Genomic DNA, 20,723 nt, shown 5'->3' with positions numbered 1-20,723 from the left:
AAGGTCCCATCAACCCCCGTTGCAGAGTGAGGTTCCCCGATGGACGTACCGATGGACGCGGTGGCGGGCATCCTCGTCTTCGTCGTCGTGGCGGTCGTGGCCCTGTCCGTCTCCACGTGGCTGCACCGCAGGAAGGTCGCCGCGCTGACCGAGTGGGCGCGGCAGCGAGGCTGGCAGTACACGGAGAAGCGGCCCGACCTGGTCAACCGATTCTCCGGGGCCCCGTTCGGCCGCGGGCGCGGCCGGCGGGTGCAGCACGTCCTCTCCGGCACGCACCGCGGCCACCGGGTCCTCGCGTTCGAGTACAGGTACACGACGAGAAGCGGAAGCGGGGAGGACAGCTCGTCGAGGACCCACCACCACCAGATCACGGCGATCCCGCTTCCGGCCGCGCGGCCGACCCTCGAGGTGTCCCGGGAGCACTTCGGCCACAAGCTCCTGGAGTTCGTCGGCATCCACGACCTGCGGTTGCCGAATGAAAGGTTCAACGCCGCCTTCCGGATCCGGACCGAAAACGACCAGTTCGCCCACGACGTCCTGCACCCGCACATGACGGAGTGGATGCTCACCGACGAGCGGATCCGAAACCTCACCCTCCGCTTCAATGGGGACCACCTGCTGGCCTGGCAGCGCGGCAAGTTCGACTCCGACAACGCCGCACGGGCCGCCGACTACCTGATCGACGTCCTGGAACGCGTCCCCGCCCACGTGTGGGCCCAGGCGCCGCGGATGTGAGGAGAGCGGCTCCGGCGCCCCGGGACCGCACTTCCGGCCTCCGGTAGCCGCGTTCGCGGCTACCGCCCGCCGCACCGCCTCAGCCGCTCGACCACCGCCGGACTTTCGGGCGCAGCGTCCTCCGCACCGTTCCTGAGTCGGAGGATTCCACGGCTCTTCCCTGGACGACAGGGGCAGTGCCGCCCTAAACCAACCTTAACCAGGAGTGTCGATCCCTTTAAGAGGCGCTCCTGCGCGACGAGAAACACTAGACTCATTCCCGGATTCACTGAGTGATATGCGCCACCGGCGGCCGGGGCCCGGAACCGCCTTCGCGCCGCCCTCCGGAAACGCGGGCCGAAGCATCCCTCGGAGGCCCCGACCCTCTGAACGGCTGGTTTGGCCATTTTCCGCGCTGCCGGATAAAACATACGTTGGATGCTCGCCACCGGGCGAGTTCTGTTTCAGAAGGGTCCTCTATTGAAAAACAGTTGGGTTTCGAACATCACGCGGGTCGGCGTCGTTTTCGCGGCGGCAGCCATGTTCGGCACGACCGCGCACGCCGCCTCCGCGTCGGAGGCCACCGCCGGGACCCCCGAACGGGAGGCGTCGGACGGTGTGGACCTACCCGAGCGCGGAGACTTCGGATACCTGGACACCCGCACGTTCCTCCCCACGACCCTCTGCGTCGCAAACAGAAGCGACACGTCCAAGGAGTATGTGGCGGCATACCTCGACTTCGTCTCAATGGATGTAAACTCGGCTCTCCGCATGGCCCCGGAGGCCGGGGAATCGGACTGCGCGACGAGATTCTTCGGCGGGCAGAAGGTCAAAGTGAGCAACAAAGGCGACACGCCGATTCATGCCTACAGGAAATAACGTCGGCGTTCCTTCCTGAGAACGTTCCGCAGTCGGTAGGCGGCGATTCGAGCGCCTTCGCACCGTCGCGGGCGCAGGTGCGGGCATAGGCTGATTCCGGTGCGGGCGCGGCCGAAAGCTCCGGCGTTTTCCGCGTCACGGATCCGTCACCACGTGTCTGCCCGCCGACTGCGGAATTCAGGCGCTGCTATCTCCGTTCGCGAACCGCCGCGGCGATCTCGGCGACGGCGTCCTCGACGGCCACGCCGTTGTTCTGCGAACCGTCGCGGTAGCGGAAGGACACCGCGCCCTTGCTGACATCGTCGTCCCCGGCCAGCAGCATGAAGGGAACCTTCTGCTTCTGGGCATTGCGGATCTTCTTCTGCATCCGGTCGTCGCTGGAGTCGAGTTCCGCCCGGATCCCCTCGGCGCGCAGCCTCTCCACGACCTTCTCCAGGTACGGAACGTGCTCGTCGGCGATCGGGATCCCCAGGGCCTGCACCGGAGCCAGCCACGCCGGGAACGCACCGGCGTAGTGCTCCAACAGCACGCCGAAGAAGCGCTCGATCGAACCGAACAGCGCCCGGTGGATCATCACCGGACGCTGCCGCGAGCCGTCGGCAGCGGTGTACTCCAGCCCGAACCGCTTGGGCTGCTGGAAATCGACCTGGATCGTGGACATCTGCCAGGTTCGGCCGATGGCGTCCTTCGCCTGCACCGAGATCTTCGGGCCGTAGTAGGCGGCCCCGCCGGGGTCCATGACCAGTTCCAGTTCCTGCTTGTCGGCGGCCTGCCGGAGCGCCTCGGTGGCCTCTTCCCACTCCTCGGGGTCGCCCATGAACTTGTCGGAGTCGCCGCGGGTGGACAGCTCCAGGTAGAAGTCGTTCAGGCCGTAGTCGCGCAGCAGGTCGAGCACGAAGGTGAGCAGGGTGTCGAGCTCACCCGGCATCTGCTCCTTGGTGCAGTAGATGTGCGAGTCGTCCTGGGTGAAGCCCCGTGCGCGGGTCAGGCCGTGCACAACGCCGGACTTCTCGTACCGGTACACCGTCCCGAACTCGAACAGCCGTAGCGGCAGCTCGCGGTAGGACCGCCCGCGCGCCCGGTAGATCAGGTTGTGCATCGGGCAGTTCATGGCCTTGAGGTAGTAGTCCTGCCCCTCGAACGCCATGGCCGGGAACATGGCCTCGGCGTAGTTCGGCAGGTGGCCGGAGGTCTCGAACAGCTTCGCCTTCGAAATGTGCGGGGTGTTGACGAACTCGTAGCCCGACTCCTCGTGCCGCCGCCGGGAGTAGTTCTCCATCTCCGTGCGGACCACGCCCCCCTTGGGGTGGAACACCGGAAGACCGGACCCCAGCTCCTCGGGGAAGGAGAACAGGTCCAGTTCCGCGCCGAGCTTGCGGTGGTCGCGCTTCTCGGCCTCCTCCAGGAAGGTCAGGTAGCTCTTGAGCGCGTCCCTGCTCTCCCACGCGGTGCCGTAGATGCGCTGCAACTGCGGGTTGAGCTCGCTTCCGCGCCAGTAGGCCGCCGCCGAGCGCATCAGCTTGAACGCCGGGATGACCTTGGTGGTGGGCAGGTGCGGGCCCCGGCAGAGGTCCTTCCAGCACAGCTCGCCGGTACGCGGGTGCACGTTGTCGTAGATGGTGAGCTCGCCCGCGCCGACCTCGACGCTCGCCCCTTCCGCGGCGTCATCCGCACCGCCTTTGAGCCCGATGAGCTCCAGCTTGTAGGGCTCGGTGGAGAGTTCCGCGCGCGCGTCGGCCTCCGAGACCGCGCGGCGGTCGAAGCGCTGCCCCTGCCGGACGATCTCCTGCATCCTCTTCTCGATGCGCTTGAGGTCCTGCGGGGTGAACGGCTCGGCGACGTCGAAGTCGTAGTAGAAGCCGTTGTCGACGGGCGGACCGATCCCCAGCTTGGCCTCGGGGAACAGCTCCTGGACGGCCTGGGCCAGCACGTGCGCGGTGGAGTGCCGCAGGATCGCGCGGCCCTCGCCGGAGTCGATGGCGACCGGCTCGACGGCGTCGCCATCGGCCACCTCGTGAGCGAGGTCGCGCGGTTCCCCGTTGACCCGCGCCGCGATCACGGTTCGCCCGTCGGCCTCCAGCGCCTGACCGGCCGTCGTTCCGGTCGCCACCACGCGCTCGGCTCCGGCGAGGGTGATGCGCAGGTCAGGAACGGCGGACACGGTGTCTCCTCAAGAGGTCGGGCATCTCGGCGGCCAAGATTGCGGCATGCGGCCGTATGCGGGATGATGTCGGAATTTCCGGGTGCGGGCACCGGCCACCGCGGCCTGGCCCGCCACCTCGGTTTCGATGCTATCGGCTACCGGCCGCCCCCTCATCCGGATCGCCGCGCTTCACTGGTCGTCTTCCCCCCCCCGCACCGACCACCCGAACCGTGATAAATGACTTCGAACTGGACACCCGGGCCTGACGTCGAATAATAAGTGAGGGATTCTCAGGACTCAGGACTTCGGTAAAGCTTCCACGGGTATGCAGATCAACAAGGACAGGGCGTGCAGCCCGAGATGTCCGAGGTGCAGGGGTGTTCATGCGGATCGTCATCGTAGGGGCGGGAATCGCCGGATTGACGCTGGCGACCGCGCTCGCGCGCAGCGGCATCAGGGTGGTGCTGCTGGACCAGAACCAGGAGCTCCGGCCGGTCGGGGCCGGGCTTCAGCTCGCGCCGAACGCCGCACGCCTCCTCCTGCGCCTAGGGTTGGGCGACGCGCTGGCGAAGGTGGCCGTGCGCCCCGAGAGCCACGACATGCTGCGGTGGAACGACGGCCTTCTGCTGCACTCCACTCCTCTGGGCACGGACTACGAACGCCGGTACGAAGCCCCCTTCTATACGCTGCTGCGCTCCGATCTGCACCGGATCCTGCTGGACGCCGTCCCCTCCGGCTCCGTCAGGCGCGGGCGCTACGTCACAGACGTGCTGGAGAGCAGCGACGGCGTAACCCTGTGCTGCGCCGACGGCCAGGAGGTACACGGCGACGTGGCGGTCGGGGCCGACGGCATCCACTCGGTCATGCGGGGAGTGCTCAACACCGAGAAACATCGGTTCGCCGGCAGGAACCTCTACCGCGGCCTGGTACCCGCCGAGCGCGTGACCGGTTTCGGCGCCGAGCCGCGGATCCGGGTGTGGATGGGCGCCGAAACGTACTTCTCCTGCTACCCGGTGTCGAGCGGCGCGACGATCAGTTTCAACGCCTCCGTTCCCACGCAGGTCGTCCGCCCGGAGTCGTGGACCGCTCAGGGGCGTATCAGCGACCTCAAGCAGGCGTTCCAGGACTGGAGCCCCGACATTCTCTCGGTGGTCTCCGGGGCCGACTGGATCGGCAGGTGGGTGCTGCACGACCGGGACGCGGCCACTGATTGGCACCGGGGCCGGATCGCCCTCATGGGCGATGCCGCACACCCGATGCTGCCCTTCTTCGCCCAGGGGGCCAACCAGGCCGTGGAGGACGCCATTGTGCTGGCCTCCTGCCTCCGCACGGCGACGGCCTTCACGGCGGACCAGGCGCTGGCCCGGTACGCTGCGTTGCGCCGGGAGCGCACCGAACGGATCCACGCGCTCTCCCGGGAGCTCATGCACAGGCTGACCGGGACCGGCAGCGAGGATTCGGGGCGGCGCACGGCCGTCCTCAGAAACGCGGAGCTGGCCAACGCCGACTGGATCTACGGCCACGACGTCGCCGCCGAGACCGGGGGCGGACTGTAGAGCGGGATTGGGGCCCACCGGGGCGGATGACGACCGCCTAAACTCTTCCCCTAAGCGGCCGAGCCGATTTCTCCACGTCATCTAGCCGATATTGTGATCATATGTCACCGAGCTCACTCTCCGGCACGCCGGATCCGGCGACATCCCCCTCTTCGAACCTCTCTTCCCCGCGCGTCCGCCGTTGGCGGCGGTTCCGCACCCGGCTGCGCATCTGGCGTCAACGTATGCGCTCCCATCCGGTGCTGCACTGGACCTGGCGCACCGCTGTTGGGCTCACCGGCGGCCTGATCCTGCTGGCCGGGCTCGTCATGTGTGTGACCCCCGGACCGGGACTCGCCGGGATCATCCTCGGGTTGGCGATCCTGGCGACCGAGTTCGCGTGGGCGCACGGACTGCTGCGCCGGGCCCGGCGCTGGGCGCACGGCACCAAGGAGAGGGCCCTGGATGCCGGGCGCCGCGCCCGCAAGAGGGTGGCATCCGACGAGTGAGACCTTCCGCAGCCTGCGCCCGGAAAACACCGTCACCCGCAGCGAAGTCGAACTGGGGCGGGTGGACCGGCCAAGGGAGCCTGGCTCCCCGAAGGAACGCTGCGGCCCGCCATGAAAATGACCGGGGGTCGGTGAACAGAACGGGTCGACTTGTGGGCGATACTGGACTCGAACCAGTGACCTCGTCGGTGTGAACGACGCGCTCTAGCCAACTGAGCTAATCGCCCCTGAAGGTGCGCCCGCCCCGCGCTATGGGGCGGACAAGAAAGACTCTAGCGCATCCGGAGGGGTGGGTGGCGCACTCACCCGCACCGAGGAAACCCCCTGGATGTGATCGATATCACGCCATGAATGCACAGGTTCTTCCCAAGGACACGCAAAATGTGAAACCCCCTCATGTGACGGTGGTCCGGGCGCACGGTAGTAGAAGGGAGCCATAAGCTTCCCGCCTGCAGGTGACCTGGCACACACACCATCCGGAAATTCCTGGTTTCCGCAGCTCATTACAGTGACGAAGGATCGGGGGAGCGGCCGCGGCGCGCTCCCCCTGCACGATTCGAGAGGATAAGTTCCGGTCGCGCGTCACAGGTCGCGGCCGGCCGCGTTGAAGCGGGCGACACGGCAACCACCCGCACAACGCGGGGCCGGACGAGAAAAAGGTTTGGCGAATATGAACAGTAGCGGCATAACTGCCAGCGCCGAGCTCGGCCTTCGGCTCGTGGTCCCTGACCGCACGGCGGTCCCCTTGGTCGCGCGGCTGGACTACACCGCCGATGACCCCTACGCGATCAAGGTGGCCTTCCACACCGGCGAGGACGACCCCGTTGAGTGGATCTTCGCCCGGGAGCTGCTGACAGTGGGCATCGTGCGTCCCGTCGGCGAGGGGGACGTCCGGGTCTGGCCGGCCAAGGGCGAGGGAGAGCAGACGGTCAACATCTCACTGTCGTCCCCGTTCGGGAAGGCGCAGTTCGACGCTCCCGTCTCTCCACTGGCCGAGTTCCTGCACAAGACGTACGAAATCGTTCCAGCAGGGCAGGAAGCCGACCATGTGGACCTGGACGCTGAGATCGAGCAGCACCTGCACCTCTGATGCGCCCTTGGTACCTCCGTCGCCCGGGGCGCTGCGACATGTCCGACAATACGTGAATACGCCTATACACCTGGTTCGTGGTTTACCCACCGACATCACCCACAAACCCCCCATCAGAGCCGAAGACGACGAAGCCGTGCCCCTTCCGGAAGGGGCACGGCTTCGTCGTCTTCGGGGCGCATGCGGTGTTCCGGTCGGCTCAGGGGTCCAGGTCGGCCGCGGCGCGCTCCATGAACACCTCCATGGCCTTCCGGGTGATCGGTCCCGGAGCCTCCGGCAGCTCTCGGCCATCGATCGCGCGGATCGGCTGGACGTCGCGGCCGGTCGACGCCAGGAAGGCCTCCGATGCCTCCGGCAGCGACGACATCGGGATGTCGCTCTCCTCTCCCCCGGCCCACTCCAGCACCAGCTCGCGGGTGATACCCGCCAGCGGACCGGCCGACAACGGGGGCGTCACGAGCCGCCCCCCGATGACCACGAAGATGTTGCTGCCCGTTCCCTCGCACAGGTTCCCCGCCGTGTTCGCGAAGACCGCCTCACTCCCGCCGCGCTTGGCCGCATAGCTCAGCGCCAAGACGTTCTCGGCGTATGAGGTGGACTTCACACCGGCGAGCGCACCGTTCTCGTTGCGGGTCCACGGCACCACCGTGACGTCCACCATGGGAGCGATCGGAGGGAAGGGCCCGATCGCGACAATGCTGGTGAGTTCGCTTCCGGTGCGCTCGGATCCCAGCGGCCCCAGCCCCGCGGTCACGGTGATGCGCACCCGGGTCGGCTCCATCCCGGGATTGGCGTCGAGCGCCTGGCGTACGCCGGCCCTGATGAGGTCGAGGTCGGGAGACGCGATGCCGAGAGCCCGCGCCGAGCGAGCCAACCGTTGCAGGTGGCGGGTGAGAGCGAAGGTCTCCCCTCCCACGGCCTTCACCGTCTCGAAGACGCCGTCACCGACCGTAATCCCGTGATCCAGCACGGGAATCCGGGCCTCCTCGGCATCGAGCACCTGCCCCCTGCCGTATCCGGCACCCGCGATCCACACCCGCATGGCTTCGATCCCCTCATCTCCGAACCGCGTCCTATCCTGATCCTGCCACCTGTGCACTCTCGGACCGCCATCCACTACGTTCTGTTCCGCCATGGACGCAACCCCCTGACCAGCACCGGCCGGTCTCATATAGAGCTCTGAACCGGTGGGTACGGTAACGGACCAGACCGGTTCCCCACCCTCACCAGGAGAACGCCACCCCGGCACCACATCAGAAACCGGACGGACGGGTCACGAATCGCTATCATCTGGGCAACGCTTGCGGGGCCCTCACGGTATCCCGCCGATGTCGGTGGCCGCCCGGCCTTCACGGCCGGCCACCGACGCGCCATCTCCAGACGACAACAGATCAAGAGAGCCATGACCTCACGGAGTACCGCCCCCGCCGAACTGAGCTGGTTGCTCGACGACCTCCTAATCCGCGCGAAAGGCACGCGCCACGCCATCGTGCTCTCCACCGACGGCCTGCTGATGGCCTCCTCCAGCCAACTGGACCGTTCGACGGCCGAGCACCTGGCGGCCATCGCCTCAGGGCTGCACAGCCTCGCCTCAGGCGCCGGCAAGCAGTTCTCGGCCGGCGACGTCCGACAGAGCATCATCGAGATGGACGGCGCGTTCCTGTTCGTCGCCGCCGCAGGCGAGGGCGCCTGTATGGCGTTGCTCGCCGACACCGACTGCGATGTGGGCCTGGTGGCCTACGAGATGAACAAGGTAATACAGCGAGTGGGCCGGTACCTGTCAGCCCCGCCCCGCCCGGACGTCCCCACCTCCATAGGCCCTCTGGAGCGCTGACCCGCGGTATTCCCGGTGAGCAGGGATCACTCCCGTGGACGCCCACCCCCTGCTCCCCTTCCGCGACGCTTCGGGGCGGACCTCCGTTCCCGCGCCGATCCGCGCACTCGTCGTTCATCCAAGGATCGCTCCCGCGCCACCAGCGGGTTTCGATTTCGTCTGGAGGCTGGTATCCGCTAGAGTTCTAAAGGCAGTGAGGGAGGCGCATCCGGCAAGCCCCGGGCGCCCAGGCCTCGCGGCGCGGACGTGGCTCAGCTGGTAGAGCATCACCTTGCCAAGGTGAGGGTCGCGGGTTCGAATCCCGTCGTCCGCTCGGAGCAGCAAAACTCACGGGGTTGCGGCCCCGTGACAGGCGGACGTGGCTCAGCTGGTAGAGCATCACCTTGCCAAGGTGAGGGTCGCGGGTTCGAATCCCGTCGTCCGCTCGGAGAGGCCGTGTGGGTGCCACTCAGAGGGCGCGAACGCGCCTCGCGGCGGAGTGGCCGAGTGGCTTAGGCAAGGGACTGCAAATCCCTGTACACGGGTTCGATTCCCGTCTCCGCCTCCAAGCCTAGGCTTGGGCGGTTAGCTCAGCTGGTTAGAGCGCTACCTTGACACGGTAGAGGTCACTGGTTCGAATCCAGTATCGCCCACCACTACAACAGCGGGTCAGGACAGGTCTCTCAGAGATCTTCCGGGAGGGCTCAGCCTTCATGGGAGACATCTGGGAGACCGTTTTCGTTTCCGGGGTTTGTCCGCACCCCTCGGTGCCGCTCGCATGGTAGTGCCCACCGATCTGCGGCACACCGCCTCCGACAACCTCGCCTCACCCTGCCAGAGCGCACGCAGGCTCTGCCGCCGATCCAGGACGGTGCGCACCTGTTCCACCTGGGCCTCGGTGAGCTTGGGCAGGCGCCCGCTGGCCACGCGCCCGCCGCAGCGCGGCGGTGCCGCCCCGCTCGATCTGGCGCTTCCAGCGCCGCACGCTCTCGGGCGAGACGCCTGCCATCCGTGCCACCTCGGCCTGGGAGCAGCCCTGCTCCAGCAACTCGGCGGCTCGCCTCCGCCGCGCCTCGACCGTCTGCGGCCGTGTCAACGGGGGCACATCAGCAGCGTCACGCTCAACAATGGGGGCATACCGCGATGATCGCAGACCACCCACTCGCCCCACCCGACTAATGAAAAGATCAGTTGTGGTGACAAGCGTGGAAGCGGAGCGGGCCGGTGCCTTCAGGCTGGGCGCACTGGTGTGCGGGCATTGGGATATCGAGGCCCCGCACCACCTCAGAGACCTCCGCTTGGCGAGAACGCCTGCCAGACAGTGCTGGCCACCGACCTGAGAACCTGGCTACGCTCCGCAGCCCCGCCGTCTGGTTTTGGCCACCACACGATCCCGGATGCGATCCGATGGGGTCTACGAGATCCTTATCCACCCCTCAGCCTGGTCGGGCTCTGCTGGCCGGCGAAGCCTCGCACCAAGAGCGGAAATGAATCCACCTCGGAGCGGAGCGGGAGCACCACCGCGGTCCACGCATTCGGGCGGCAATAGAATCTGAGAAGAGTTGCCTCCGGAATTGACTCGTCCGCGGGGCAGGGCGCCCCCCGATCGCGAAATGGACTCACTTTCGACTCGACGAACTGTCCCGATTTCTTCTTTTTGAGTCCCGAGTGAAATCCCCATCCGTCGACAAACAGCGCATTCGATGCAAAGCGGACTGTTCGCCAATCGAGCGAAAAATAAACGGAAGTTGTTTCATGTGGCACGCCTGCCGCGCATGATGAGCCCTATGAATGGTCGCTTCTGCTGGCTGGCCCCCACCTGCCTGTGGGAATTGGCCGCACCGCTCCTTCCCTGGTTCGCCCATCGACCGCAGGGCGGAGGCACCGCCGCTACCGACGAGGAGGCCGTATTCGCCGCGGTCGTTTACGTGCTGGTGACAGGGTGCCCGTGGCGGCAACTGCCGTCGGTGTTCACCGTCTCCTGGCAAACCGCCTACCGCAGATTCCGCCGGTGGACCCGGGCCGGGGTCTGGCGAGACCTGCACCGTTCCGCGGTGCAGCAGGCGTATGCGCCTTCCGTGGTCTACTGGGCGCGGCGGGTCCTGGAATTCGCCGAGGCCCGCACGACATCCCGTGAGGGCCCACCGCATTCGCCTTTCAACTCGTCACGCCGGTATTTCTAGAACACCACACGAAACAGCGGCTCCCGTTTCACCTGTGTTTGGACCGGAATGGCGCCCGGGTAGATCGGATCTCGCCGATTCCAGTCGGGGTGAACTTCGGCACCGGAGTCGCTCATAGCGCGACGCCCACGACCGCCCAACGAAAGAGAACCTCCGATGGCCAGAAAGGCATGTGGTAGCCGCGCTTGGAACGGGATTCCGGAAAGTCTCTATTTCAAGGAGCTCCTATGACCACGGACACGGCCGCCTTCCCGAAGAAGCTCCCCATCATCCCCAACCTCAACCAGGAACGGGGGCAGCCCGCGAACCGGCTGATCATCTTCGGCAACGAGTGGCTGACCTTGCAGTCACACATCGCCTCCGCTCTGAAGCTGCCCATCACCACTGGGGACTTCGTCTCCCGCTACGGCGAGTTCCCCGACAAGGACAAGATCAACAAGGCGGTCCAGGCGATGAAGAACGTCCAGGACCTCAGCGGCACCTTCGGCAACCCGACCACACTGCGCGATGCGATCGCGAAGGACGGCGCGATTCTGCTCCAGAAAGAGCCGCCGAAGGAGATCTACGCGCACATCGTGTGGTTGGCGGGCCAGGTCCGCAGCAGGGCCGACCAGATCGCCTTCATGTTCCGAAACTTCTCGGACGTCTACTCCGGCCACGACGCGGCGCAGAGGGCCAAGGACGTCCGCGACTTCCTCACCGGCCCGCAAGGGGTCGTTCAGACAGCCGAGGAGATGCGCAAGCAGACCGCGAAACTTCTGCAGAAACTGGCGGACTTCGACACGAAGATCACCGCCGCGCACGAAGAGCTCCGGCTCTACACCAACGCCTCCTCAGACATCATGAGCGAGGCCAACAAGATGATCGGCGAGAAGAAGAAGGAAATCAAAACCCTGGAAGGGGCCAGGGACGCGGCGTGGAAGAAGTGGCACGACTACACCATCACGGCATGTGCAACCTCCGTCGGGCTGCTCATCCTCTCAGGCGGCCTGCTCTTCCCGATCGCGCTCGGCCTCGGGATCGGTTTCGGAGTGGCCGCCGCCAAAGCCCGCTCGGCCTACAACGACCTGTGCGGTCAGATCGCCGGCGCCGGACAGGAGATCACCAAGAAGACCCTGCTGACCACGGACCTGTCCGCGTTCAACACCTCGATCAGCCAAGTAACCCCCGCTCTCAGCGGCTTCAAGACGCAACTGGAGAGCATCGAAGGCTCCTGGATCGACATCGGGCAGCGGCTCACCTTCGTCGCCCAGAACTACCAGGACAAGGAACTCGCCGACATGAGCCTCATGATGCAGAAGCTCAAGGTGGCCGAGGCCGCGCACAAGTGGGAGGAGATCAAGGAGGCTGCCGGCAACTTCACGCTCAACTCGATGGTGAAGTTCTCCCACTCTGCCACGCCTCCCGGCAAGCCCATCCCCGAGCATGAACTCCAGCCCGCCTAGGTGGACCGGATGGCCCAGACGGTGTTGCGGGGGTCGGAGGCACCGCTCCCCCGCGGCCCGCACCCACTGTTCGAAAGGAGCGTCCTCGTGGCCACCGAGTTGAGCGGTCTCACCGTCAAGACCAAGGCGTACCGAACGCTGCGTCGCACCGTTGACAGCGGCCGGGTGATCGACCTGCTGTTCGGCGGGCTGTACACCGCGCTGAGCGAGATTGTCGACCATCCCGGTGCCGATCCCGGCACCACTCTGGTCATCTACACCGATACCCTGCTACTGGACCAACCGAGCTTCAACGCTCGGGGAACCTCGATCGTCGCGCGCAACGTGATCGTGCGCGACGCCCAGGACGGCCCCCGGATCGTCAGGGACGGCGACGCCCTAACGCTGCTGATCGGCGGCACCACCGAAGGTCCGCTCCGGCTTGCGACCGGAGCCAGGAGCGACGATGGCTATCCGGTGCCGACCTCCCCGGAGCCACGTGTGGTCAGCGTCGAGGTGGCCGGTGGCCATGTCAAAGCCACCACCAGCGCCACCGCTGAGGACATCGCCGACATGGTGGCGCGGCCTGCTGCGCTCAACGCGTTCAAGGCGTCCCTCACCGCGTCCACATTTCTGCTGGGAAACGAGGATCCGGACGACGCCGCGACCGCCCGTTCGATGCTGAGCTGGATCACCCGATGCGTGGCCATCGCGGGGGCGAAGATCCCGGCCGGGCTGCGCGGAGAGTTCACCGACCTCTACCAGCAGGCCGCCGCGCTGCTGATGACGCTGAACGTACCGCCCGGCACCACCTACGTTCCGGTGCTGGCGTCGGATTTCTACAAAGAGCGCATCACCGGCTTGATCGACGCCGTCAAATGGCACGAGGACGCCCTGCACACCCTCGCCACCGCCGCGGAGATCGACGATGCGGTCACCAAACTGAGCACCGGCCTGGCCGAGACCGCCCTGACCGAACAGAAACCCGTCAAGCAGCGGCACGACCAGGTCGACGAGGACCTGGTCCGGTTGGGCAAGGAGATCACCTCTCTGCGGTACGAACTGCTGGCCCAGCATGACACCGTCGCCACCCGGTTCGCGCTGCTTCGCAAAGCCATTGCCGACAAGCAGATCCGCGATTGGCTGGACGCCTGCCTCAGTATGGGCATCAACGCGGTGAAGAGCGGCGTCACCGCTGCCGCGGCTGTCGAGGATCCCGGAAAGGCGCAGGAGGCCGCCGAGGGATTCGCGCGGCTGGCCGAACAGGCCTACAGCGCCATCAAGGAGGTCTCGCAGGAGATCCCCGACGACGGCGGACTGATCGGGCACGCCAGGACACTGATCCGAACCCAAGAGCAGATAGTGGCGGCCTGCCAGAGTGGGGCCCGGCTGCGTGAACAGCCAACGGCGGCCACGGACCTTCCCCGCGAGCTGGGAACCATCGCCGTCGACCCGGATCTTGCCTGGTCCAACTTCCTCACCGCAGCCGAACACAAAGTCGCCGATCTCAGAGACTCCGGCGCCCCCGGGCCAGAGGTCAACGCCTACCTCGCGGCGCTGCGGATCCTGGGCGCCTATGGCAAGGCCGTCAGCGCCAAACTCATCCGGTACGCTGCGCGGCTCGCCGACGCGGCCGCGCTCAGCTCGCAGATCACCGCGGCCGCAACCGTCCACGACCGGTGGGCCAAACTGGCCCGGGACACGGGCGAGCAGGGGGAACGCCGGGCGGCACTGCGGGGGTTGCTCGCCATGCGCGCCGACACCATCCGCAGATCGCTGTATGCGACCTGGACCGACTACCGAAGCGCCTATCGCTACCTGTTCTTCGCCGCCCCGCCAACGATCGGCGTCGACATGACCGCAACCGAACTCAAGACGCGATTCGCCGAGGTAGCCGACTGGGTGGCCCGGGTCAGCGGCCTGGGTGCCAACCGGGTGACCCTGCCCAGTAAGGGGACGGTGGAACTCGCCTTCCCGATCGTAGGCGCCAAGGACACAACTGTCCCGGACAGCGACGTGGCCTACCTGGTCCCCCCTTCCGGTCGTAGCGGGTCCGGGCTGCTCTTCACCATCTCCCCGAACGACCCCCGACTGCAGGGTCAACTGCCTGACAGCGGCCAACTGCCCGTCTGGGTGCTGGAGGCGAAAGTGCGTGTCGAGGGGGCGACCCCCAACAGTCGGGGCAACATCATCGCGAGCTTGGCGACATCTGGCTGTACCGCAACCTCACCGGGCCGGACCCGACCGACGAGCGCCGGTTCGTGTCGGCCGCTATGAAAGGCAGCTACGTCTACGCCCCGGCGACCGGAACGATATCCACCCCTTGGACGGTCGATGAGAAGACCTATCTCACTCCCACGCCGTTCACCGAATGGATCCTGCGGCTCGACCGCAACGGAGGCGACCTCAACGGTGCCACCAGACTCCTGCTCACCCTGCGTGTCAGCTACCGCACCGCTGACTGAGCATCTCCATGCCGCGACCAGAACCGACCTTGAAGGCGAGGAAGGCAGCATGACCGACGGCACCACCGCTTCCGCCACAAGCGACCCGGCCTCGTTCACCGGCGTGCGCACCTGCTGGGACACCATCACCGCGTGGTTTGCCCAGGTGTCCGAGATCCCGCATCACACCGAGGAGTTCACGCACCGCTACGGCGCGTTCGACGAAGCGGCCGAGATCACCGCGTTCACCTCCGCGCTGTCATCCGTGCGGCAGGTCGCCGCACGGATGAGCGGGCCGGCCGACCTCAAGAACCACATCGTCCACGACGGGAACTACCTGCTGGGCAAGCGCTCCCCCAAGGAAACCTTCGGGGCGCTGGTGTGGTTCGCCGGGCAGGTCGGCAGCGCCGCCGGGGCGATGCTCGACACCCTCGACCATCTGCCCGCCCTCGTGGACGGCACCACTCCCGCCGAGCGGATAACCCAGGTTCGCGAGATCCTGGTCGGGCAGGGAGGGCTGACCGCCACCGCGGCCAAGATCACAGGTGAGGGCCCGGCGCTGCGCGCCCAGGTCCAACAGGACCGCGCCGACCTATTCGCCCAGGTCCAGGCCCTGGAGAGCACCAAACTGATCAACGAGGCCAACCAGACAATCGGTGAACTCACCGCCGTCAACCGCGACCTGCAACAGCGGCTTGCCTCTGGTAAGGGCGGCGGCCTCCTGCCCCAAAAGAAGCTGACTCCGGCCGAGAAGCAGGAGATCACCAGCAAGATCTCCCACAACCAAGAGATCATCCAGCACAAGCAGCGTTTCACCGCCGACCTCCGGGACTTTTTCATCGCCGCCGACCGGGTCGTGCCCGCACTGCTGGAGGTGGAACGCCGCGTCCGCGAGATCGAACACGCCTTCAACAGCGTTTCGGCCACGTTCGGCATGGTGACCGAGCTGGGCCCCGACTCGATGCTCGCCGACCCCGCCAAAGTCCGCACGGCAATCGGGTATCCCGAATGGCCGAAGCGGTGGCAGGCGCTCAAGGCCAACGCCGAGCAATTCGTCCAAGCGTCCATGGCCACCAGCGATCCCTGAACCTGCACGCCCCGCCAGCAGCGACTGGAACGAACAGGAGCACCGCCGTGAACAACCAGGCACAGGTCGCCTCCGCCATCGGTCGCCTCGCCCGTCTGCCCCAAGACATCCTCGACATTGGAGCCCGCGTCGCAGCTACCGACCTCGGCCCTTGGCACATAGCAGTCAACTGCACCTACGACCCCTTCCTGTTCTGGGACACCAAACGCGCCCAATATGGCTACGAGGTCAGCTTCTCCGCAATACGCGGCCCCATAAGCGGCATCCTCTTCGAGGCCGCGAACGAGGGCCGGTCAACCCTTTCGGACTACCGCGCGCTTCTTGACTGGATGCGCGACACCGTCCCCGCTACCGACGACGCCTACCGCGGAGCAACACGCCTGGTGAACGACGTGCGCAGCGCGATCGATCGGGGCGAACAACCCGGCCCTGGTGACCGGGAGCAGCTCCACACCGCGCTGACAACCCTGTACCGGCACTTGGACGGCAGCAAGGAGGTATTCAGCTCCCTGACCTCACGAATCGCCCGGCACTCTCAGCGCACCGACGCCGCCCTGGACTCACTCGTCCGCCTGGCCGAGGAGTTCGAGCGCTCCGCGGCAGCGTCCCTGAGCGCGATGCGGGAGTTCATCGACGACAAACCGTGTGGCAAGGACAACGCCATGCGGCAATTCGAGCGGGTGCGGTCCACGTTCGAAGAGTCCGTTGCACGGCTCCGCGAGGAGATCACCGTCCTCAGGCAACGCCTGAGCCAGACCGGAAACGCCATCGCCCTGGTGGCGGGAAACACGCTCGTCCTGGCCAGCACGGCCAAGAACGCCGCGGACGCCGTCGAACGCGCCGGGGAAGCCGAAATCGGAACGGTGATCCAACGGATCTCGCTGTCGGGATCGCAGCACTTCTGGGAGGAGGTCGTACGCTCGGTCCGCGCCAACCTCGACACCATTGAGTCAGGGTACGCTAAACACGCACTGGCGAGCTGAAGGAACAGCGAGGACACGCCACGTGCGGGCGGGCCAGCGATCGCCGGCCGAGGAGGTCCTCCGGCCCTGTCCCGGACACAGCCGGAGGGCTTCGCCCTCGTAGTGTGCGAACGGCTCGCCCACCGCGCTGAGATCGTCGTCCTTGACATCCTCTCCTGCCCAAAGGCGGGAGAATCCAGCCAACGGAACGCGTCCGCTGCTGGTGGTTGACGCTTCATCGCCCGGGTACCCCCGAGGGCTCCACAGAACCCGGCACACACCAGAGCCTCCATCACACCCGGTACAGGACAGTGGCCGCCCCGGTCGAACAGCTTGTATTCCAGCAGGGTGCTCGTGCGTCCCCACGCTTCTCCGCTGATCGACCGGTTCAATCCGGCTTTCTGCCGGACGCCTGTGCCCGAGGTGTCCACGGTCCCCCGAGCGGACTTGACCATGTTGGCGATGGCCAGGTTTTCCACCCCGATCACGCCGAAGGTCTCGGCAAGTCCGGTGGTGGTCTTGTGCTGCCAGTCCAGGGTGCGGCGCTTGGCTCTCGCGCGCATGCCTGCGATCTGGTCATAGGTCCGCTTGAGACGGTTCGATGTTCTCTCACCGCGCTTGCGAGCGTGCTTCTGACGTGCCGCTGTCTTCTCCAATCGGCGCAGACGTTGCGACTCAGCCGGCTCAGCCAGGGGTCGTGTTCGCGGAAGCTGCCGTCTGAGAGGGCCAATGGCTTGGCGACACCCCGGTCGATACCGACTCCGGGTCCGAGCTGGGGGGCCAGTTCCTTGGTCTCGGTGCGCACGCGGAACACCACGTGCCACCCGTTGGCTTCCCTGACCAGGCGGGCACCGGTGACCTTGTTCTTGACGTCGGTGTGCTTGCCGACCGGAAGGTCTTTGGTCCACCGGAACCGGATCATGCCGACCTTGGGGACCTTCACCACGCCCCATCGGCGGGTGATCCTGCGGATGCCGAGGTCGCGACCTTGGGGTACGTCGATGGCCATGCGGGAGCGGAACCGGGCCTTGAACGTCGGGGCCTTGGCACGTCCTTCCCAGTAGTTCCCCCACGCCCGGAAGTAGGTCTTCAGGACCGCTTGGGCGGCTTGGGCGGGCAGGTCGGACAGCCAGTCGATGTCCTTGCGTGCCTGCCGGATCGCCTGGTCGGCTTCCTTCAGCTGCACGCGCCGGTTCTCGCTTGCCATGGTCCACCAGTCGTGCAGGAGGTTCCACATGGCGCGCGACGCGTGCCCCTGGTCTTCCAGCGCCGAGAGCTGGTCAGAGTCGGGGTAAAGGCGTGCCTTGTGGCCGCGTTCGCGCTTCATATGTCACCTCCTTGCCAACACAGCACTATGCTATTGGTTCATGTCACCACGATGGGAACAGAGTCCCGATTTACGCCGGGGTGCACATGTCGCCTACAACCTTCATGCTCACTTGGTTTTCGTCACGAAGTACCGGCGCAAGGTGTTCACGCCCGAGATGCTGATCAGGTGCGAGGAGATCATGGGCGATGTGTGCGCGGACTTCGGCGCCAAGCTGAAGCGGTTCAACGGCGAGCACGACCACGTGCACCTATTGGTGCACTACCCACCGAAAGTCGCGTTGTCCAAGCTGGTCAACAGCCTTAAGGGGGTCAGCTCTCGCTACCTTCGGCGGGAGTTCACTTACCAGGTGAACCGCAACATCATGCACGGGCGGTTCTGGTCAGGGTCGTACTTCGCGGGATCGTGCGGTGGTGCTCCGCTGGCCGTGGTCAAGCGCTACATCCAGGAACAACAGCGACCCGGGCCGGTTCCGGGAGGCTGGTGGGACGATTCACCCCCGGCCTGAAGGCCAGGGCATTCTCGCGAATGCTAGGTAGGGGCCTGGCTGTGCCACTTGCGAACCTCCCTTAGGCGGGACGCATCGTCCCAACTCCTCAGGTGTCCGCGAAACCGAGGCAAGACCACATCCCGCCAAGCACCGGCCAGCGGCGACGGGCGTCTGACCCGGATGTCGCAGTCCGCACTCGGTGAACGGCTCGGTTACGCCCCCTCCTACATCTCCTTTCTCGAACGCGGCCAGCGCACCATCACCGACCACGGTCCACGGTCCTACCTCAGCCGCGCCCTTGCCATTCCTCCGCATGCGTTGGGCATCACGGCCGACGACGATTTCCGCTCCGCTTCACGGCTCGGCGACTCCACGGTGCGTGGGAGCCGTTGATCGCGGTGCACGCCGCTCCCCCACCCGGCTGCGTCGAGTCCACACGTGCGGGAGAGGTCGGAAGACGGACGATGTCCCTTCCGCCGCTTCCCCCACCGGTTGGTGCACGGGGAAGGCCGTCTTGTTCGCCGCGGTGCCCTCAGGGATCGCCGCCGGGAGGTGCCGGTCTCCTGCATCCCGGAAGTCCGAACGGCGCTCGGCACTCCCCTCCGGGCGCCCACGGTCCGATGGTCCCCATGGGCGAAATGTGCGAATCGCCGTCGATGAGCGGCATGCGTCTCTCAACCGGGATACACCGCTTTGCGTCCTATAGAGGGAATGACGACTGACCAGGGGCTTTTCCCGATCTCCCGAGACGGGGCGCCGGGGTGGCCACACAGCCGCGCCGACCGTCCCTCCGCCCTGACTCGCCGCAGCCACACGTACCCCTTGAGGGCCGGCCGCGGTCCCCGCACGTCCGGGTCGGGAGAGCCGGCAGGGCGCAGCGCACTGTGGCCGCCGGGTCCCGTTCGCCAACGGGGAAGGTGCCCGCAAGACGGAGGCTCGTGTGACCCCCACAACACATCCCCCAGCCCCCTACCGGCCGCGGCACTACACATTGCTCGCCATGGCGGCGCTGTTGCTCACCTCGTGCGGAGGGCCGGGCGTGCAGGACCCCGCCGAGAACCAAGGCGCGACGGCCGAGGCCGTCGACACATCCGAATCCTCGACCGAGCCGAAGCCGTTCACCGTCGCTTTCGGCGGCGATGTGATGTTCGAGGGCATGCTGGCCGACCGGCTGGCCTCCGATCCCGGAACCGCCATGGGACCGGTCTCCGAGGTGTTCTCCCGGAGCGACCTCAGCATGGTGAACCTGGAAACCGCCGTGACCGAGGCGGGTACTCCGGCCCCCGGCAAGGAGTTCGTCTTCCGGGCGCCCCCCTCGGCCTACGAGGCCCTGGAAACCGCCGGGGTCGATGTCGCCACGGTCGCCAACAACCACGGCATGGATTACGGCACCGAAGGCTGGAGGACACCCTTGACCATGCCGAGGACGCCGGATTCCCGATCGTGGGCATCGGCCGGAACGCCGATGAGGCCTACGCCCCGCACCAGGTCGAGATCAACGGCAACACGGTCGCGATCCTCGGCGCCACCGACGTCCTGGACGCACACCTGATCCCGGACTGGACGGCCGGGGACGACAAGCCCGGGCTCGCCTCGGTCAAGGACGGAGAGCTGGAGCGCATGCTGGAGGCGGTCAGCCAGGCCGACGCGCAGGCCGATACCGTCATCACCTACCTGCACGAAGGGCTGGAGGGCGAGCACTGCCCGCTTCCGCACGCGCCGGATCTCGCACGCCGGCTCATCGACGCCGGCGCCGACGTCGTCGTCGGCTCCCACGCCCACGTGCTCAGTCCCGGCGGTTACCTCGACGGCGCCTACGTGCACTACGGGTTGGGCAACTTCGTCTTCTACAACTTCAGCGGCCCCACCGCCGAAACCGGTGTGCTCCAGCTCACCCTCCAGGAGGGAGAAGTGCTGGAGGACGAGTGGCTACCGGGGCGGATCCGGGGCGGCGTCCCGATCCTGTACGAGGGGGAGCAGGCCGCGGGCGCGCTGGAGACCTGGGAAGGGTACCGGGACACCTGCGGATCGGAGGTGAGCGCCGAACCGTGATCGCGCGCCCAGGCCGGTTCCCGAGTCGATCGAGATCCGCCACCTGCGGGGACAACAGGGAGACCCCGTCG

The 20,723-nt window shown here is 66.6% G+C and carries 18 protein-coding genes, 5 tRNA genes and 1 pseudogene; 19 read left to right on the top strand and 5 right to left on the bottom strand.

The annotated features are described in order from the left end of the window. The first annotated feature begins 39 nt into the window (after positions 1–39). Together VS93_RS07595 and VS93_RS07590 are read left to right on the top strand one after the other, a co-directional pair. Complete coding sequence (locus tag VS93_RS07595) at positions 40–735, top strand: type III secretion system chaperone family protein (protein ID WP_052745581.1); 696 nt, start codon at positions 40–42, stop codon at positions 733–735. A gap of 417 nt (positions 736–1,152) precedes the next feature. Beyond that, the gene (locus VS93_RS07590) at positions 1,153–1,593 is read left to right on the top strand and encodes a hypothetical protein (RefSeq protein ID WP_156184717.1); all 441 of its coding nucleotides are present in this window, start codon (positions 1,153–1,155) and stop codon (positions 1,591–1,593) included. Between the two features lie 187 nt (positions 1,594–1,780). On the opposite strand, the gene thrS is transcribed toward VS93_RS07590, so the two are convergent. After that, entirely contained in the window at positions 1,781–3,754 is a 1,974-nt protein-coding gene (gene thrS / locus VS93_RS07585; RefSeq protein ID WP_046469277.1) for a threonine--tRNA ligase, read from the bottom strand. A gap of 365 nt (positions 3,755–4,119) precedes the next feature. On the opposite strand from thrS, the gene VS93_RS07580 reads away from it, so the two are divergent. Further along, complete coding sequence (locus tag VS93_RS07580; RefSeq protein WP_046469302.1) at positions 4,120–5,292, top strand: FAD-dependent oxidoreductase; 1,173 nt, start codon at positions 4,120–4,122, stop codon at positions 5,290–5,292. A gap of 224 nt (positions 5,293–5,516) precedes the next feature. Then, a complete protein-coding gene (locus VS93_RS07575; protein ID WP_046469276.1) occupies positions 5,517–5,780 on the top strand; it encodes a PGPGW domain-containing protein in 264 nt (87 codons plus the stop codon). Positions 5,781–5,933: 153 nt separating this feature from the next. Here the strand turns inward: VS93_RS07575 and VS93_RS07570 are convergent. Then, positions 5,934–6,007, bottom strand: a tRNA-Val gene (locus tag VS93_RS07570). Positions 6,008–6,450: 443 nt separating this feature from the next. Here VS93_RS07570 and VS93_RS07565 point away from each other — a divergent pair. Continuing rightward, positions 6,451–6,870 carry an SsgA family sporulation/cell division regulator gene (locus VS93_RS07565; RefSeq protein WP_046469275.1) on the top strand — a complete coding sequence of 140 codons (420 nt, stop codon included), beginning with the start codon at positions 6,451–6,453 and terminating at the stop codon, positions 6,868–6,870. 199 nt (positions 6,871–7,069) lie between these two features. Here the strand turns inward: VS93_RS07565 and VS93_RS07560 are convergent, their stop codons facing one another. Further along, the gene (locus VS93_RS07560; protein ID WP_046469274.1) at positions 7,070–7,912 is read right to left on the bottom strand and encodes an aminotransferase class IV; all 843 of its coding nucleotides are present in this window, start codon (positions 7,910–7,912) and stop codon (positions 7,070–7,072) included. 360 nt (positions 7,913–8,272) lie between these two features. Here VS93_RS07560 and VS93_RS07555 point away from each other — a divergent pair, with 360 nt between their 5' ends. The 5 genes from VS93_RS07555 to VS93_RS07535 all read left to right on the top strand — a co-directional run bounded on the left by VS93_RS07555 (position 8,273) and on the right by VS93_RS07535 (position 9,339). Further along, positions 8,273–8,704: a roadblock/LC7 domain-containing protein gene (locus VS93_RS07555; RefSeq protein WP_046469273.1), complete on the top strand. Its 432-nt coding sequence runs from the start codon at positions 8,273–8,275 to the stop codon at positions 8,702–8,704. Between the two features lie 240 nt (positions 8,705–8,944). Next, positions 8,945–9,017: transfer RNA gene (locus VS93_RS07550), tRNA-Gly, on the top strand. A gap of 39 nt (positions 9,018–9,056) precedes the next feature. Then, positions 9,057–9,129, top strand: a tRNA-Gly gene (locus VS93_RS07545). A 47-nt stretch (positions 9,130–9,176) separates the two neighbouring features. Further along, positions 9,177–9,251, top strand: a tRNA-Cys gene (locus VS93_RS07540). An 11-nt stretch (positions 9,252–9,262) separates the two neighbouring features. After that, positions 9,263–9,339, top strand: a tRNA-Val gene (locus VS93_RS07535). Positions 9,340–9,509: 170 nt separating this feature from the next. Here the strand turns inward: VS93_RS07535 and VS93_RS33285 are convergent. Continuing rightward, on the bottom strand, positions 9,510–9,788 hold the full coding sequence (locus VS93_RS33285; RefSeq protein WP_394298800.1) for a helix-turn-helix domain-containing protein: 279 nt from the start codon (positions 9,786–9,788) through the stop codon (positions 9,510–9,512). A gap of 682 nt (positions 9,789–10,470) precedes the next feature. Here VS93_RS33285 and VS93_RS07525 point away from each other — a divergent pair. The 6 genes from VS93_RS07525 (at position 10,471) to VS93_RS29690 (ending at position 16,804) form a co-directional block, all read left to right on the top strand. Then, positions 10,471–10,866, top strand: a complete 396-nt coding sequence (locus VS93_RS07525; RefSeq protein WP_162231652.1) for a transposase — start codon at positions 10,471–10,473, stop codon at positions 10,864–10,866. Between the two features lie 227 nt (positions 10,867–11,093). After that, positions 11,094–12,311, top strand: coding sequence for an alpha-xenorhabdolysin family binary toxin subunit A (locus tag VS93_RS07520; protein ID WP_046469272.1), 1,218 nt, complete (start codon positions 11,094–11,096; stop codon positions 12,309–12,311). An 87-nt stretch (positions 12,312–12,398) separates the two neighbouring features. Further along, on the top strand, positions 12,399–14,567 hold the full coding sequence (locus VS93_RS07515; RefSeq protein WP_156184716.1) for a hypothetical protein: 2,169 nt from the start codon (positions 12,399–12,401) through the stop codon (positions 14,565–14,567). Further along, a complete protein-coding gene (locus VS93_RS07510; protein ID WP_156184715.1) occupies positions 14,552–14,755 on the top strand; it encodes a hypothetical protein in 204 nt (67 codons plus the stop codon). The genes VS93_RS07515 and VS93_RS07510 overlap by 16 nt, the downstream gene beginning before the upstream one ends. A gap of 49 nt (positions 14,756–14,804) precedes the next feature. After that, positions 14,805–15,821, top strand: a complete 1,017-nt coding sequence (locus VS93_RS07505) for a hypothetical protein (protein WP_046469269.1) — start codon at positions 14,805–14,807, stop codon at positions 15,819–15,821. 47 nt (positions 15,822–15,868) lie between these two features. Next, complete coding sequence (locus tag VS93_RS29690) at positions 15,869–16,804, top strand: hypothetical protein (RefSeq protein WP_082126691.1); 936 nt, start codon at positions 15,869–15,871, stop codon at positions 16,802–16,804. A 463-nt stretch (positions 16,805–17,267) separates the two neighbouring features. On the opposite strand, the gene VS93_RS07500 is transcribed toward VS93_RS29690, so the two are convergent. Then, complete coding sequence (locus tag VS93_RS07500) at positions 17,268–18,110, bottom strand: RNA-guided endonuclease InsQ/TnpB family protein (protein WP_236700396.1); 843 nt, start codon at positions 18,108–18,110, stop codon at positions 17,268–17,270. Positions 18,111–18,150: 40 nt separating this feature from the next. On the opposite strand from VS93_RS07500, the gene tnpA reads away from it, so the two are divergent. From tnpA to VS93_RS07485, 3 genes and pseudogenes are all read left to right on the top strand, one after another. After that, positions 18,151–18,618 (top strand): IS200/IS605 family transposase, encoded by a 468-nt coding sequence (gene tnpA / locus VS93_RS07495; protein WP_082126690.1) that lies wholly within the window; start codon positions 18,151–18,153, stop codon positions 18,616–18,618. 162 nt (positions 18,619–18,780) lie between these two features. Continuing rightward, positions 18,781–18,993 (top strand): helix-turn-helix domain-containing protein, encoded by a 213-nt coding sequence (locus tag VS93_RS07490; RefSeq protein ID WP_046469299.1) that lies wholly within the window; start codon positions 18,781–18,783, stop codon positions 18,991–18,993. Positions 18,994–19,600: 607 nt separating this feature from the next. Next, positions 19,601–20,652, top strand: a pseudogene (locus tag VS93_RS07485) (CapA family protein). The last annotated feature ends 71 nt before the right edge of the window (positions 20,653–20,723 follow it).

Source organism: Allosalinactinospora lopnorensis, assembly GCF_000981225.1.
In the GTDB taxonomy this organism is placed as follows: Bacteria; Actinomycetota; Actinomycetes; order Streptosporangiales; family Streptosporangiaceae; genus Allosalinactinospora; species Allosalinactinospora lopnorensis.
Note: the sequence above shows the minus strand (reverse complement) of the source record. Positions and strands in the feature narration are given on the sequence as shown.